Annotated in this window: 12 protein-coding genes; 7 read left to right on the top strand and 5 right to left on the bottom strand. The window is 58.6% G+C overall.

Features of this window, described 5'->3' with window-relative positions:
• Positions 1 to 463: 463 nt before the first annotated feature.
• Together yihI and hemN are read left to right on the top strand one after the other, a co-directional pair.
• Positions 464 to 1,006 carry a Der GTPase-activating protein YihI gene (gene yihI, locus D781_RS21895; RefSeq protein ID WP_015962404.1) on the top strand — a complete coding sequence of 181 codons (543 nt, stop codon included), beginning with the start codon at positions 464 to 466 and terminating at the stop codon, positions 1,004 to 1,006.
• A 235-nt stretch (positions 1,007 to 1,241) separates the two neighbouring features.
• Complete coding sequence (gene hemN, locus D781_RS21890) at positions 1,242 to 2,615, top strand: oxygen-independent coproporphyrinogen III oxidase (protein ID WP_015962403.1); 1,374 nt, start codon at positions 1,242 to 1,244, stop codon at positions 2,613 to 2,615.
• Between the two features lie 39 nt (positions 2,616 to 2,654).
• On the opposite strand, the gene D781_RS23815 is transcribed toward hemN, so the two are convergent.
• The 4 genes from D781_RS23815 to glnA all read right to left on the bottom strand — a co-directional run bounded on the left by D781_RS23815 (position 2,655) and on the right by glnA (position 7,029).
• Positions 2,655 to 2,777, bottom strand: coding sequence for a YshB family small membrane protein (locus tag D781_RS23815; protein ID WP_015962402.1), 123 nt, complete (start codon positions 2,775 to 2,777; stop codon positions 2,655 to 2,657).
• A gap of 112 nt (positions 2,778 to 2,889) precedes the next feature.
• The gene (glnG, locus tag D781_RS21885) at positions 2,890 to 4,302 is read right to left on the bottom strand and encodes a nitrogen regulation protein NR(I) (protein ID WP_015962401.1); all 1,413 of its coding nucleotides are present in this window, start codon (positions 4,300 to 4,302) and stop codon (positions 2,890 to 2,892) included.
• An 8-nt stretch (positions 4,303 to 4,310) separates the two neighbouring features.
• Positions 4,311 to 5,360, bottom strand: coding sequence for a nitrogen regulation protein NR(II) (gene glnL, locus D781_RS21880; protein ID WP_015962400.1), 1,050 nt, complete (start codon positions 5,358 to 5,360; stop codon positions 4,311 to 4,313).
• A gap of 259 nt (positions 5,361 to 5,619) precedes the next feature.
• Positions 5,620 to 7,029 (bottom strand): glutamate--ammonia ligase, encoded by a 1,410-nt coding sequence (gene glnA, locus D781_RS21875; protein WP_015962399.1) that lies wholly within the window; start codon positions 7,027 to 7,029, stop codon positions 5,620 to 5,622.
• Between the two features lie 371 nt (positions 7,030 to 7,400).
• On the opposite strand from glnA, the gene typA reads away from it, so the two are divergent.
• The 5 genes from typA to fabY all read left to right on the top strand — a co-directional run bounded on the left by typA (position 7,401) and on the right by fabY (position 12,314).
• Complete coding sequence (typA, locus tag D781_RS21870) at positions 7,401 to 9,224, top strand: ribosome-dependent GTPase TypA (RefSeq protein ID WP_015962398.1); 1,824 nt, start codon at positions 7,401 to 7,403, stop codon at positions 9,222 to 9,224.
• A 165-nt stretch (positions 9,225 to 9,389) separates the two neighbouring features.
• The gene (yihX, locus tag D781_RS21865) at positions 9,390 to 9,980 is read left to right on the top strand and encodes a glucose-1-phosphatase (protein ID WP_015962397.1); all 591 of its coding nucleotides are present in this window, start codon (positions 9,390 to 9,392) and stop codon (positions 9,978 to 9,980) included.
• Between the two features lie 46 nt (positions 9,981 to 10,026).
• A complete protein-coding gene (locus D781_RS21860; RefSeq protein ID WP_015962396.1) occupies positions 10,027 to 10,911 on the top strand; it encodes a virulence factor BrkB family protein in 885 nt (294 codons plus the stop codon).
• On the top strand, positions 10,908 to 11,345 hold the full coding sequence (gene dtd / locus D781_RS21855) for a D-aminoacyl-tRNA deacylase (protein ID WP_015962395.1): 438 nt from the start codon (positions 10,908 to 10,910) through the stop codon (positions 11,343 to 11,345). The genes D781_RS21860 and dtd overlap by 4 nt, the downstream gene beginning before the upstream one ends.
• 21 nt (positions 11,346 to 11,366) lie before the next feature.
• Positions 11,367 to 12,314 carry a fatty acid biosynthesis protein FabY gene (fabY, locus tag D781_RS21850; RefSeq protein ID WP_015962394.1) on the top strand — a complete coding sequence of 316 codons (948 nt, stop codon included), beginning with the start codon at positions 11,367 to 11,369 and terminating at the stop codon, positions 12,312 to 12,314.
• A 32-nt stretch (positions 12,315 to 12,346) separates the two neighbouring features.
• Here the strand turns inward: fabY and D781_RS21845 are convergent, their stop codons facing one another.
• On the bottom strand, positions 12,347 to 14,008 hold the full coding sequence (locus D781_RS21845; protein ID WP_015962393.1) for an AsmA family protein: 1,662 nt from the start codon (positions 14,006 to 14,008) through the stop codon (positions 12,347 to 12,349).
• Between the last annotated feature and the right edge of the window lie 143 nt (positions 14,009 to 14,151).

The raw sequence follows: 14,151 nt of genomic DNA, 5'->3' as shown, positions 1-14,151 counted from the left end.
TTTGTTCGCTTAGGATTAGCGAACGCCACAAGGATGGTGGAGTATTGGCAGTCGGATGCTCGCGGGATGCGCGCTCAGGATGAGCGGATACGAAAGGATTGCGTACAGGGATGATTTTTCTTTCCAGGATGGAAGGCTAAATAGCAGGGAATGCGCTGATAGCAGAAGGAAAAACCGGGATGTTGAGTGTGCGCATGGAGTGCGTAGCAGGAATATCCTTCGTATGAAGGTATGAAATAGGCGACAGGTTTAACCTGTCGCCTTTTTTATTTGTCTGCTTTCTGCTAGATTCCGCCGCAATTCTATACCCTAAATAATTCGAGCTGCGGGAAGGCGACAAGAGAAGGAATCCCGATGAGCTTACTCTGGTAAGCGATTCGGGTGACTGAGCGCAGCCAACGCATCTGCAGCTTGAAGAATGACGGGTATATACTGAATCTACATACACCGAAGAGCATATGCCATGAACCAGTCATCAAAAGCGCCCCGCGGCAAAGCGGCGACGTCAAAAGCAAAAAAGAAAAGTCGTGTTGAGCTTGATATGGAAGCTCGCGAGCGTAAGCGCCAGAAAAAGCGCCGTGGCCATGCTTCCGGTTCACGCACCCAGATTGAAAACGCCAAGCAAAAGAAATCCGCAACCGGGGATGTGAAAGATCCGCGTATCGGCAGCAAAACGCCGGTGCCATTGCTGGTGGAAGCGCAGGCTAAGGTGAAACCGCAGAACAAAACCAAGGCTGAAGCCAAACCGCGCCTGTCGCCGGAAGAAGAGCTGGCGAAGCTGGAAAATGATGAGCGTCTGGACGCCCTGTTGGACCGCATTGACGACGGCGACAAGCTGACGGGGGAAGAGCAGGCCTACGTCGATCAGACGCTGGACCGCATTGATGCGCTGATGGCGCAGTTGGGCATCGAGTTGGGTGACGACGATGACGACATCGACGAAGAAGAAAAACCGGAAGATATCCTGAAACTGCTGAAAAGCGGCGGCCCGAAAAACGCGCTTTAACCGGTTATGTGGCCAATTCTGCTAATAGCCCTACTGTTAACATGTTATCTGCTGTGGTTATTCGGTAAACTATGGCGGCTGTCGAGGCGCAAAGCGCGCCTCCGCAGCGCTTCCGTGGCCAGACAGCAACGACAATTGCCCATTTCCCGGCCCGGCAGCAAACGTAAACCCAGGGGGTTCTGAGTCATGGCATCCGCCGTTCGCGACTCTTTGGGGCGATCGGAAGGAGTGAGCAATGTCAGAACAGGCTATCGTCTGGGATTTGGCCCTGATCCAAAAATATAACTATTCAGGCCCGCGTTATACCTCGTACCCAACCGCTTTGGAGTTCAGCCAAAGCTACGACGAGGCGGCATTCCAACGTGCCGCCCGGCGCTACCCTGAGCGACCGCTATCGTTGTATGTCCATATCCCGTTTTGCCACAAGCTGTGCTATTTCTGCGGCTGTAACAAGCTGGTGACGCGTCAGACGCACAAAGCGGATGAGTATCTGGCGGTATTGGCGCAGGAAATTGCCGCCCGGGCGCCGCTGTTTGCCGGGCGCCAGGTCAGCCAGATGCACTGGGGCGGCGGTACGCCGACCTACCTGAGCAAAACGCAAATCAGCCGGCTGGTGGCCATGCTGCGCCAGCATTTTGATTTCCTGCCGCAGGCTGAAATGTCGATCGAAGTGGATCCGCGTGAGATTGAGCTGGATGTGCTCGATCATCTGCGCGCCGAGGGCTTTAACCGCCTGAGCATGGGGGTGCAGGACTTCAACAAGGAGGTGCAGCGGCTGGTCAATCGTGAACAGGATGAAGCGTTCATCTTTGCCTTGATTGAGCGCGCCAAAGCGCTGGGCTTTAACTCCACCAATATCGATCTGATTTACGGCCTGCCGAAGCAGACGCCGGAGAGCTTTGCTTTCACCCTCGAGCGGGTTGTCGAACTGAACCCGGATCGGCTCAGCGTGTTCAACTATGCCCATCTGCCGAGCCTGTTCGCCGCCCAGCGTAAAATCAAGGACGCCGATCTGCCTGACGCACAGCAAAAGCTGGATATTTTGCAGCAGACCATCGCCTCGCTGACCGACTCCGGTTACCAGTTTATCGGCATGGACCATTTCGCCCGCCCGGATGATGAACTGGCGGTGGCGCAGCGCGAAGGAAATCTGCACCGTAATTTTCAGGGCTACACCACTCAGGGCGACAGCGACCTGCTGGGGCTGGGCGTGTCGGCCATCAGCATGCTGGGGGACAGCTACGCGCAAAATCAGAAGGAGTTGAAGGCGTACTATCACAGCGTTGAGCAGCAGGGCAATGCGCTGTGGCGCGGGCTGACGATGAGCGAAGATGACTGCTTGCGTCGCGACGCGATCAAAACCCTGATCTGCAACTTCCAGCTGAATTTCCGCCCGATAGAGCAGCAGTACGGTATTAGCTTTGTGGAATATTTCGCTGAGGATCTGCAGCTGCTGGCGCCGTTTGAGCGCGACGGGCTGGTGGTGCGTGATGAGCAGGGCATACGCGTTACGCCGCAGGGACGCCTGCTGATACGCAATATCTGTATGTGTTTTGATATCTATTTGCGCAAACAGGCGCGTGCGCAGCAGTTTTCCCGCGTGATCTGACGGTGTCCCGCCACGGCCGCACCGCCGGCGGCCGTGGCCTTAACTGAAGAAGTTAATCAGGGCGGCGCACAGCACGGCGGCAACGGCGGCCTGCGGCGTATGGCCGGCAGTAGCGCTGACGTCCGCACCTTGCGCAATAAAGGCGATAAGAGAATCCAGCATGGCGACCTCCGGGTTTTTTCGACCCGATCATACTGCGAGTTAGTTTACTGTAAAGTCTGAAGTTGCTGTTTTTTTGTGCGCCCAACGAGGTTTTCAGCATTGGGCGCGCCGTTTACTCCATGCCCAGCTCTTTCAGCTTGCGCGTCAGGGTATTTCTGCCCCAGCCCAGCAGGCGCGCGGCCTCCTGTTTATGCCCTTGGGTATGGCGCAGCGCCGTGGTCAGCAGGGTGCGTTCCATTTCCGGCTGCGCCTCCGAGAGCAGGTTTTGATGACCGGAACGCAGCGCGCTTTCGGCCCACTGCGCCAGCAGCGTCGCCCAGTTGCCGGCGCCGGCCGGCGCGCCGCTCTCCGGCGGTGAGGCTTCAAACAATTCGGTGGGCAGATCCTGAATCAGCACTTCCTGACCGGCGGCCATCACCGTCAGCCAGCGGCAGGTATTTTCCAACTGGCGCACGTTGCCGGGCCACGGCAGGCGCGTCAGCGCGGTTTCGGTTTCCGGGTGCAGGTTTTTGGCTTCGACACCCAACTCCTTGGCGGCCACCTGCAGGAAGTAGCGCGCCAGCCGCGGGATGTCTTCCCGACGCTCGCGCAGCGGCGGCAGGTGAACGCGAATCACGTTCAGACGGTGGAACAGATCCTCGCGGAATTTGCCTTCCTGCACCCGTTGCTCCAGGTTCTGGTGGGTGGCGGCAATAATGCGCACGTCCACTTTCACTGGCGCGTAGCCGCCGACCCGATAGAATTGGCCATCCGCCAACACGCGCAGTAAACGAGTCTGCACGTCCAGAGGCATATCGCCAATTTCATCCAGGAACAGCGTGCCGCCGTCGGCCTGTTCAAAACGGCCCTGACGGATTTGGTTGGCGCCGGTAAACGCGCCTTTTTCATGGCCGAACAGCTCGGATTCGATCAGATCCTTGGGGATAGCCGCCATATTCAGGGCGATAAACGGCGATTTGGCGCGCGGGCTGTGGCGATGCAGCGCATGCGCCACCAGCTCTTTACCGGTGCCGGACTCACCGTTGATCAACACGCTGATGGATGAGCGCGACAGGCGGCCGATAATGCGAAAGACGTCCTGCATCGCCGGCGCTTCGCCGATAATGTCGGCGGTCGGGCTGCTGGCGGGCTGGCTGCGCGCCGGCTGTTGCTGCTCCTGATAGTGGCTGATGGCGCGTTCGACCAGCGCGACGGCCTCATCAATGTCGAACGGCTTCGGCAGGTAGTCGAACGCCCCTTGCTGATAGGCGCTGACCGCAGCGTCCAGATCCGAGTGGGCGGTCATAATGATCACCGGCAGCATCGGGTGACGCTGCTTAATCTGCTTGAGCAGCGCCAGGCCGTCCATGCCCGGCATGCGGATATCGGACAGTAAAACGTCGGGAGTTTGCGTAGACAGCGCCTCCAGGACGGCGTTGCCGCTGTCAAACGTTGCGCAACGCATGCCGACGCCGGTCAGGGCGCGCTCAAGCACCCAGCGGATGGAGCTGTCATCATCGACGATCCAGACAATCCCTCGTTGCATAGCAAACCTCACTGACGAATAGGCAGGTAAACCGAAAATTCGGTATGTCCCGGCCAACTGTTAAATTCAATTTTGCCGCAGTGCTGATCGATCAGACTGCGGGCAATGGATAATCCTAGGCCGGTGCCGCCTTCGCGGCCGCTGACCATCGGGTAGAACAGCGTATCCTGCAGCTGCGCCGGCACGCCGGGGCCGTCGTCTTCAATATCAATGCGCGCCGCCAGGCGGTAACGCGTGCCGTGCAGAGTGATTTGAAACGCGGTGCGGGTGCGCAGCCGGATAGTGCCGCCGGTATCGCCCAGCGCCTGCAGCGCGTTGCGGGTAATATTCAACAGCACCTGTTCAATTTGTTCCGGATCGTGCGCCAGCTCCGGCAGGCTGGGGTCGTAATCGCGCACCAGCGTGACGTTTTCCGGTTTTTCCAGCGACACCAGCTGGCATACCCGCTCCGCCACCTGGTGGATGCTTTGCGTAATGTGCTGACCGGGCCGCTGCGGCCCCAGCAGGCGATCGACCAGGTTGCGCAGGCGGTCGGCCTGCTCAATGATCACCTTGGTGTATTCGGTCAGGGCCGGGTCGGGCAGGGCTTTGGCCAGCAGCTGTGCTGCGCCGCGCAGCCCGCCGAGCGGATTTTTGATTTCGTGCGCCAGTCCGCGCACCAGATCGCGCGCGGCGACCTGCTGGGCATGCTGCAGCTGTTCCTGACTCAGGCGACGCTGATTATCCATCGGCGCCAGTTCCAGCAGGATATAGCCTTCCGGCAGCGCCTGTGCGGTCAGCGACAGAATATGCGCGCGGCCGTCAACCACCAGCGTGACTTCGTTATCGGTAAACCCCTGGCCGGTATTCAGGCTTTCGCGCATCAGATCGACGTTCAGCGAAAAATAGCCGAGCAGGTCGGGCAGCGGCGTGCCAAACAGTTTACGGGAGCTTTGCGCCAACAGCTGTTGCGCAGCGGGGTTGGCGTAATGTACCGCCAGCCGATCGTCCAGCAGCAGTACGCTGTTGATCAGGGAATTGAGGATCTGCCCCGCATCGGGCAGTGGTTCAGTTGTCATATATGCCCTTCATCTTCCAGGGTGCGGCGCATGGGTTGAATTTGCTAACCCGGTCAGCCGGCAGACTAAGCGCGAACGCTTTGCACTGTTTTGGTGCATCCATCCTACTCCATCCGTGATAATTGCGGAATGGCGTGGATTTGCAGAAAAAGAGTGTGGAGAAAAAAACCCATCCGAAGATGGGCTGAAAAGTTTCCACGGCAACAAAAAAACGACAACTAAAATTAGGTGGCGCCGCGCGGGGCGGCGCTGGTCAAGCTTAAACGCTGTAGTACAGTTCGAATTCAACCGGGTGCGGCGTCATGCGCACGCGGTCCAGCTCTTCTTTACGCAGAGCGATGTAGGCGTCGATCGCGTCGTCGGTGAAGACGCCGCCGCGGGTCAGGAACTCGCGGTCTTCGTCCAGCGCCGCCAGCGCTTCGTCCAGGGAACCGGCCACTTTTGGAATCTCAGCCTCTTCTTCCGGCGGCAGGTCGTACAGGTTTTTATCCATGGCGTCGCCCGGGTGGATCTTGTTGATGATGCCGTCCAGACCGGCCATCAGCAGTGCGGCGAAGCACAGGTATGGGTTGGCCGCCGGATCCGGGAAGCGGGCTTCGATACGGCGCGCTTTCGGGCTGGCAACCACCGGAATACGGATGGATGCAGAGCGGTTACGCGCTGAGTAGGCCAGCATAACCGGCGCTTCATAACCCGGAACCAGACGCTTGTAAGAGTTGGTGGTCGGGTTGGCCAGGGCGTTGATGGCTTTCGCGTGTTTGATTACGCCGCCGATGTAGAACAGCGCGGTTTCAGACAGGCCGCCGTATTTGTCGCCGGCGAACAGGTTGGTGCCGTTCTTGGACAGCGACATGTGGCAGTGCATGCCGGAACCGTTATCGCCGAACATCGGTTTTGGCATAAAGGTTGCGGTTTTGCCGAATGCGTGCGCCACGTTGTGGACCACGTATTTGTAGATCTGGATTTCATCGGCCTTCTTGGTCATGGTGTTGAAGCGGGTCGCCACTTCGTTCTGACCTGCGGTTGCCACTTCGTGGTGGTGAGCTTCAACCACCAGACCCATTTCTTCCATGGTCAGACACATGGTTGAACGCAGGTCCTGCGAAGAGTCGACCGGCGGCACCGGGAAGTAACCCCCTTTGACGCCCGGGCGGTGGCCTTTGTTGCCGCCTTCGTATTTGGTGCCGGAGTTCCAGGCGGCTTCGATATCGTCGATCGCCACGTGGGAACCGCTGATGCTGCTGCCGAAGCGGATGTCGTCGAACAGGAAGAACTCAGGCTCCGGCCCGAACAGCACGGTGTCGGCAATGCCGGAAGAGCGCAGGAAGTCTTCCGCACGTTTGGAGATAGAGCGCGGGTCGCGGTCATAGCCTTGCATGGTGCCCGGCTCAAGAATGTCGCAGCGAATAATCAGCGTAGGCTCTTCGTAGAAAGGATCCAATACCGCGCTGCTGGCGTCCGGCATCAGCACCATGTCAGATTCGTTAATGCCTTTCCAACCGCCGATCGACGAGCCGTCAAACATTTTGCCTTCTTCGAAGAAATCGGCGTTTACCTGGTGGGCAGGAATGGTGACGTGTTGTTCTTTACCCTTGGTGTCAGTGAAACGCAGGTCTACGAATTTCACTTCATGCTCATTCAGCATCGTCAAAACGTGTTCAGCGGACATACTTAACTCTCCCGGATTTATCATTGTCGTCGTCGTGGAACGAATCTTTACTACTGGCTTTTTTTCACCTTGTGTAGACTAAAGCGAAAAGCGTGCCAAGTTTCAAAATGGCGGCCTTATGCCATTCTGGGCGGCTTTTACCCATTCCGAGTATGCACCAACAGGAATGCATTGCACCATAATCGTGCAAATAACCCCGCGATGGGCACCATAATGGTGCAAATTGCGTCCAAAGGTGACGTTTTGCACCGTGAAAGGGATCACAAACTAACCTGATTAGCATTGTTTATCAGAGATGGTTGTGATCTTGTTTAGTCCCTCGCTTAATACGTGTACAATAGCGCGCTATTTCTAATGCCTGAGGCAAAGCTGTGATCGAAAATTTGCGTAACATCGCCATTATTGCCCACGTTGACCATGGTAAAACCACTCTGGTCGACAAGCTGCTGCAACAATCCGGTACCTTCGGAGAGCGTGCGGAAGCCGCCGAGCGCGTAATGGACTCCAACGATTTGGAGAAAGAGCGTGGGATTACCATCCTCGCAAAAAACACCGCCATTAATTGGAATGACTACCGCATCAACATCGTGGATACCCCGGGACACGCCGACTTCGGCGGCGAGGTAGAGCGTGTGATGTCAATGGTCGACTCGGTGCTGCTGGTTGTGGATGCAATGGATGGCCCAATGCCGCAAACCCGTTTCGTGACCAAGAAAGCGTTTGCAAATGGTCTGAAGCCGATCGTGGTCATTAACAAGGTTGACCGTCCGGGCGCACGTCCTGACTGGGTTGTCGATCAGGTATTCGACCTGTTCGTTAACCTGGACGCTACCGACGAGCAGCTGGATTTCCCTATCATCTATGCATCCGCGCTGAACGGCATCGCCGGCACCGATCATACCGATATGGCCGACGATATGACGCCGCTGTATCAGGCGATCGTTGACCACGTGTCCGCGCCGGAAGTGGATCTGGATGGCCCTCTGCAGATGCAGATCTCCCAGCTGGACTACAACAACTACCTGGGCGTGATCGGCATCGGCCGCATCAAGCGCGGTAAAGTGAAGCCGAACCAGCAGGTCACCGTTATCGACAGCGAAGGCAAGACGCGCAACGGTAAAGTGGGCAAAGTGCTGGGCCACCTGGGTCTGGAGCGTATCGACAGCGACCTGGCGGAAGCGGGCGACATCATCGCCATCACCGGCCTGGGCGAGCTGAACATCTCCGACACCATCTGCGATCCGGCTAACGTGGAAGCGCTGCCTGCGCTGTCCGTCGATGAGCCGACCGTCAGCATGTTCTTCAACGTCAACACCTCGCCATTCTGCGGTAAAGAAGGCAAGTTCGTGACTTCTCGTCAGATCCTTGAGCGTCTGAACAAGGAACTGGTGCACAACGTGGCGCTGCGCGTAGAAGAAACCGACGATGCCGACGCGTTCCGCGTGTCCGGCCGTGGTGAACTGCACCTGTCGGTGCTGATCGAAAACATGCGTCGTGAAGGCTTCGAGCTGGCGGTTTCCCGTCCGAAAGTTATCTTCCGTGAAATCGATGGCCGTAAACAAGAGCCGTTCGAGAACGTTACGCTGGATATCGAAGAGCAGCATCAGGGTTCTGTGATGCAGGCGATGGGTGAGCGTAAGGGCGATATGAAAAACATGGATCCGGACGGTAAAGGCCGCGTGCGCCTTGACTACGTGATCCCAAGCCGCGGCCTGATCGGTTTCCGTAACGAGTTCATGACCATGACCTCCGGTACCGGCCTGCTGTACTCCACCTTCAGCCACTACGACGATCTGCGTCCGGGCGAAGTCGGCCAGCGTCAGAACGGCGTGCTGATCTCCAACGGCCAGGGTAAAGCGGTAGCGTTCGCCCTGTATGGTCTGCAAGATCGCGGCAAGCTGTTCCTGGGCCACGGTGCGGAAGTGTATGAAGGCCAGATCATCGGTATTCACTCACGCTCCAACGACCTGACCGTGAACTGCCTGACCGGTAAGAAACTGACCAACATGCGTGCTTCCGGTACTGACGAAGCGACGACGCTGGTTCCGCCTATCAAGATGACTCTGGAGCAGGCTCTGGAATTTATCGATGATGACGAACTGGTTGAAGTGACGCCAACGTCCGTGCGTATTCGTAAACGTCACCTGACGGAAAACGATCGCAAACGTGCAAGCCGCGGTTCTAAAGAAGCATAACTGCTGATTTAGAACGCACTGCTTGGGGCGCCTGTCGGGCGCCCTGAGTTTTTTCTTCTGCTTTCTCCCTTTTCTGCGGCGCGCTATGCGCTTTTCTCCGCCTTATCTGTTCAGCTTCTGCTTTTCCCGCTACAGTGAAACCTCACCGGTCGTCAGGAGAGGGCTATGCTGTATATCTTTGATTTAGGTAACGTGATCGTCGATATCGATTTCAAACGTGTGCTGGGCGTATGGAGCAATCTGAGCGGCACGCCGCTGGCGGTGCTGGCGGAACGCTTTAGCATGGGTGAGGTATTTCAGCGCCATGAGCGGGGGGAAGTGAGCGACGAGGAGTTCGCCGCCCGCCTGTGCGATGAAATGGGCATCGCGCTGAGCTTTGAGCAGTTTGCCGCCGGCTGGCAGGCGGTATTTGTCGCGCTGCGTCCGGAGGTGATCGCCATCATGCAGCGCCTGCGCAACGAGGGCCACCGGGTGGTGGTGCTGTCGAACACCAACCGGCTGCACTGCAATTACTGGCCGCAGCACTACCCGGAGGTGGCGGCGGCGGCGGACCATCTCTACCTGTCGCAGGATCTCGGCCTGCGTAAACCGGAGCCGGCCATTTACCAGCGGGTGCTGGAAGCGGAAAACACCCCGGCGGAACAGGCGGTATTCTTTGACGATCATCCCGATAATATTGCGGCCGCACGGGCTTTGGGCATGACGGCGGTATGGGTGACCGATCGCGATACGGTGCCGGCCTATTTTGCCGCTTGAGCCAGGCGGGTTAAGCTTAAGACATACGAACTGACAAGGAGTGAGTATGTCGTTTTTCCGTAGCAAGAAGCTGCCGTCATCCGTAAAGCCGGGCGTCACCTACGGCCGGCTGCTGCTCAAGCGCATCGACAGCGACGGCCTGACCATGTTGGCGGGCCATCTGGCGTATGTCTCCCTGTTGTCGCTGGTGCCGCTGGTGACCGTGGTATTTGCGCTGTTTGCCGCCTTCCCGATGTTTTCCGATATCAGCGTACAGCTGAAGAGCTTTATCTTTTCCAATTTTATGCCGGCGGCCGGCAACGTGATCCAACGTTATCTGGAGCAGTTTGTCGCCAACTCCAACAAAATGACCGCCGTCGGCACCTGCGGCCTGATTGTCACCGCGCTGCTGCTGATCTCCTCCGTCGACAGCGTGCTTAACACCATCTGGCGCAGTAAAAACAAGCGGCCGATCGTCTATTCGTTCGCGGTGTACTGGATGGTGCTGACGCTGGGGCCGCTGCTGGTGGGCGCCAGCATGGCGATCAGCTCTTATCTGTTGTCGCTGAACTGGCTGGCGCAGACCGGCGTTAACAGCCTGGTGGATCGGCTGTTGCGTATTTTCCCGCTGCTGCTGTCGTGGGTCTCTTTCTGGCTGCTGTACAGCATCGTGCCGACGGTGCGGGTGCCGCCGAAGGACGCACTGGTCGGCGCGCTGGTGGCCGGGCTGCTGTTCGAACTGGGCAAGAAGGGCTTTGCGCTGTACGTCACCATGTTCCCGTCTTATCAGTTGATATACGGCGTGCTGGCGGTGATCCCGATTTTATTTCTGTGGGTCTACTGGAGCTGGTGTATCGTATTGCTCGGTGCGGAGATCGCCGCCACGTTCGCGGAGTACCGCGCGTACAAACAGCAAAAAATTGAGCAGCAACAGCAGGATAAACCGTCATGATTGCATTGATTCAGCGAGTATTAAACGCCAGCGTCACGGTAAACGGCGAGACGGTAGGCAAAATTGGCCCGGGTTTGTTAGTGTTATTGGGTGTAGAGCAAGATGATAACGAACAGAAAGCCGAGCGTTTGTGCGAGCGCGTGCTGGGCTACCGCATTTTTGGTGATGATAACGGCAAGATGAACCTTAACGTTCAGCAGGCCGGCGGCAGCGTGCTGGTGGTTTCACAGTTTACGCTGGCCGCGGACACGCAAAAAGGTATGCGGCCCGGCTTCTCGCGCGGCGCGGAGCCTGCGCAGGCCGATCGGCTATATCAGTATTTTGTTGGCCAATGCCGCGAACGCGGCGTGGAAACACAGACCGGCGAGTTCGCGGCGGATATGCAAGTCGCACTGGTGAACGACGGTCCGGTGACGTTCTGGCTACAGGTTTAAAAATTTGGAGAGAAGGCGTCTATGTATCACCTACGAGTACCCGTTACAGAACAAGAACTGAAGGATTATTACCAGTTTCGCTGGGAAATGCTGCGCAAGCCATTACACCAGCCGGTGGGTTCGGAAAAGGATGCCTATGACGCCATGGCGCACCACCAAATGGTGGTGGATGAGAATGGCAAAATCGTCGCCGTCGGCCGGCTGTACATCAACGCGGATAACGAAGCGGCGATTCGTTTTTTAGCGGTCGACCCTGGCGTACAGGACAAAGGGCTGGGCACGCTGGTGGCGATGACGCTGGAGTCGGTAGCGCGCCAGGAAGGTGTGAAGCGCGTGGTGTGCAGCGCGCGTGAAGATGCGGTGGCGTTCTTCGCCAAGCTGGGGTTTGAAAGCCAGGGGGAGATCAGCGCGCCGCAGACCTCGCCGATCCGCCACTTCCTGATGATTAAGCCGGTGGCGACGCTGGACGATATCCTGCACCGCCCGGACTGGTGCGGGCAGCTGCAGCAGGCCTGGTACGATCATATTCCGCTCAGTGAAAAGATGGGGGTGCGCATCAGCCAGTACACTGGCCAGCGCTTTGTCACCACCATGCCGGAGGTCGGCAATCAGAACCCGCACCATACGCTGTTTGCCGGCAGCCTGTTTTCGCTGGCGACGCTGACCGCCTGGGGATTGATCTGGCTGCTGCTGCGCGAGCGCCATTTGGGCGGCACCATCATTCTGGCGGATGCGCATATCCGCTACAGCAAGCCAATCACCGGCCGTCCGCGGGCGGTGGCCGATCTCAGCTCGCTGAGCGGCGATCTTGACCGACTGGCGCGCGGCCGCCGCGCCCGCGTGCAGGCGGAAGTGGTGCTGTTTGGCGATGATGATAAAGGGGCGGTGTTTGAGGGCACCTACATGGTGTTGCCGGCCGAGCCGGAAGTGCCGTTGGATCAGGGCGGCTGCGAAGCCATTCCCGAATAGGCAACGAGGGCGCTGTGCGCGCCCTCGCGAGTTTACGGCTGCTGCTGACTGACCGTTTGTCCGTCTTTCGCCGTGGCTTGCAAAGTCCCCCGCACGGAATCCCGGAACGGTCCGTCGCTGTTTAACAACCCCTGCAATTGCAGCTGCAGGTTGCCGTCGCCCTCCAGCGGCACCGGCTGCCAGCCCCACTGCTGCAGGGTGTTAAGCGGCACCGAACGGCCGGACAGCGACAGCGAAAACGGCTTGCCCGGCAGCTGCATTACGCTGGCCTTGGCATCCAGCAGGCCATCCGGCATAAAGGCGCTGAGTTCGGTAACGGCGATCTGCCGCGGGTCCGCCGTCAGCGCCAGCGAGGGCCTGCGGACGTCGATTTTATTGAACGTCGCTTCGTTGGCGCTCAGGTTCAGCGAGCCGGACCAGATCCCCCACTGACCATCACGTGCCAGCAGCAGGCTGCTGCCGTTTCCGTTCAGCGCCGTCAGCTGGAGCGGAAACGCCGGATTGATATCGATAATCAGGTTGCGGTTGGTGGTCAGCTTATTGACATATACCTGCGACAGCCAGGCCGGCAGCGGCCTGAGCCACAGCTCGCGCCAGTTCTGCGGCAGGGTATACTCCAGCGCCGCGACGGTGACGTCGTCCAGCTGCAAGCGTTTGGTGGCGCGCAGCCAGCTGCCGCTGGCGCGCAGCAAACCGCCTTCCCAGCGCGAAGTCAACTGCTCGATGGCAACGCCGGCCGGCGACAGCCGCGTACTGATAATCGGATCCACCAGATGGAAGCGGCCGTTGATGATATCGCTGGCGTTGGCATTGAACGCGCCGTCCTCGCTGCGCCAGTCCCCCTGTTGCAGGGTGACGTTTTGCAGGGACAGGTCGAGATCGTTAAACGCCCATGCCTTGCCTTCCAGACGCGCATCGATCAGGTCAAAGCGTTTCAGCGTGATTGGCGGCAGGGTGGTTATGTGCTGCCAGAACTGTTCCAGCGACAGTGGCGTTTGCAGGCGCACCTTGTTCAGACGCAGGCGCTCCACCAGCCAGCTGCCGTCGGCGGCGCGCGTCGCCTTGCCGGTGAGATCGCCCTGGGCGAGGTTGGCGCCGAAATCTTCCAGCAGCAGCTGATGGTCTTTGATTTGCCCCTGTATCAGCGCCTGTGAGGCGGGAATGTCGTTCAGGGTCAGCGAACCGGCGCTGAACTGGAAGCGGTTGTTATTGCCCAGCAGTTCGCCGGGCTGAGGCCGCCATGGTGTTATCCCGGCGTTGACGCGCTGCGCGTTGAGCCGCCAGTCGGCGTCGCCGGCGTGCACGGCCATATTGCTCAGCTGCAGTACGTCAGCCTGGAGCGGTAGCGCCGCAGCGTCAGGCTGCACATTGAGCGTACCGTCGCGCAGCGTCACGCTGTGGAAGTAGCGCGGGTTGGTGATCTGTCGCAGGCTGAGGCCGAGATCGATGCGCTTGGCCGCCAATGCCTGCGGCTGGTTGGCGCGCGCCAGCGTGACCTCCTCCAGGTTGACCTGCGTTGGGTTATCCCAGGAGTGGGTGATTTTGCCAAGAGAGAGGCGGTAGTCGCTGCGCTCGCTCACCCAGTCGCCGATCTGGCCGGCGGCCCAGCGGCTCTGCCCGACCAGATACAGCAATACGATGACGATTGCCGCCGCCACCAGCAGCCATAGCAACAGTTTCCCGATAAATTTCATCGCCTGCCCACCCCAGCGCTCAAAAAAGATACCCCGTTTATGCCGTAATTGGCCGGCTATCTCAAGGGTAATGGTCTGAGTGGCAATAAAAAACGGCCGCAGACGGCCGTTTTAGACGATAAGCGTGGGCTATGCGGCCCGGC

Origin of the sequence: Serratia sp. FGI94 (assembly GCF_000330865.1) — a bacterium.
Lineage (GTDB): Bacteria > Pseudomonadota > Gammaproteobacteria > Enterobacterales > Enterobacteriaceae > Serratia_B > Serratia_B rubidaea.
This window is presented reverse-complemented; position numbering and strand designations above follow the sequence as displayed.

Bases quoted from the DNA above. Each gene is read 5' to 3' on its own strand.
- yihI (WP_015962404.1), top strand. From the start codon at position 464: ATGAACCAGTCATCAAAAGCGCCCCGCGGCAAAGCGGCGACGTCAAAA.
- hemN (WP_015962403.1), top strand. From the start codon at position 1,242: ATGTCAGAACAGGCTATCGTCTGGGATTTGGCCCTGATCCAAAAATAT.
- D781_RS23815 (WP_015962402.1), bottom strand. From the start codon at position 2,777: ATGCTGGATTCTCTTATCGCCTTTATTGCGCAAGGTGCGGACGTCAGC.
- glnG (WP_015962401.1), bottom strand. From the start codon at position 4,302: ATGCAACGAGGGATTGTCTGGATCGTCGATGATGACAGCTCCATCCGC.
- glnL (WP_015962400.1), bottom strand. From the start codon at position 5,360: ATGACAACTGAACCACTGCCCGATGCGGGGCAGATCCTCAATTCCCTG.
- glnA (WP_015962399.1), bottom strand. From the start codon at position 7,029: ATGTCCGCTGAACACGTTTTGACGATGCTGAATGAGCATGAAGTGAAA.
- yihX (WP_015962397.1), top strand. From the start codon at position 9,390: ATGCTGTATATCTTTGATTTAGGTAACGTGATCGTCGATATCGATTTC.
- D781_RS21860 (WP_015962396.1), top strand. From the start codon at position 10,027: ATGTCGTTTTTCCGTAGCAAGAAGCTGCCGTCATCCGTAAAGCCGGGC.
- dtd (WP_015962395.1), top strand. From the start codon at position 10,908: ATGATTGCATTGATTCAGCGAGTATTAAACGCCAGCGTCACGGTAAAC.
- fabY (WP_015962394.1), top strand. From the start codon at position 11,367: ATGTATCACCTACGAGTACCCGTTACAGAACAAGAACTGAAGGATTAT.
- D781_RS21845 (WP_015962393.1), bottom strand. From the start codon at position 14,008: ATGAAATTTATCGGGAAACTGTTGCTATGGCTGCTGGTGGCGGCGGCA.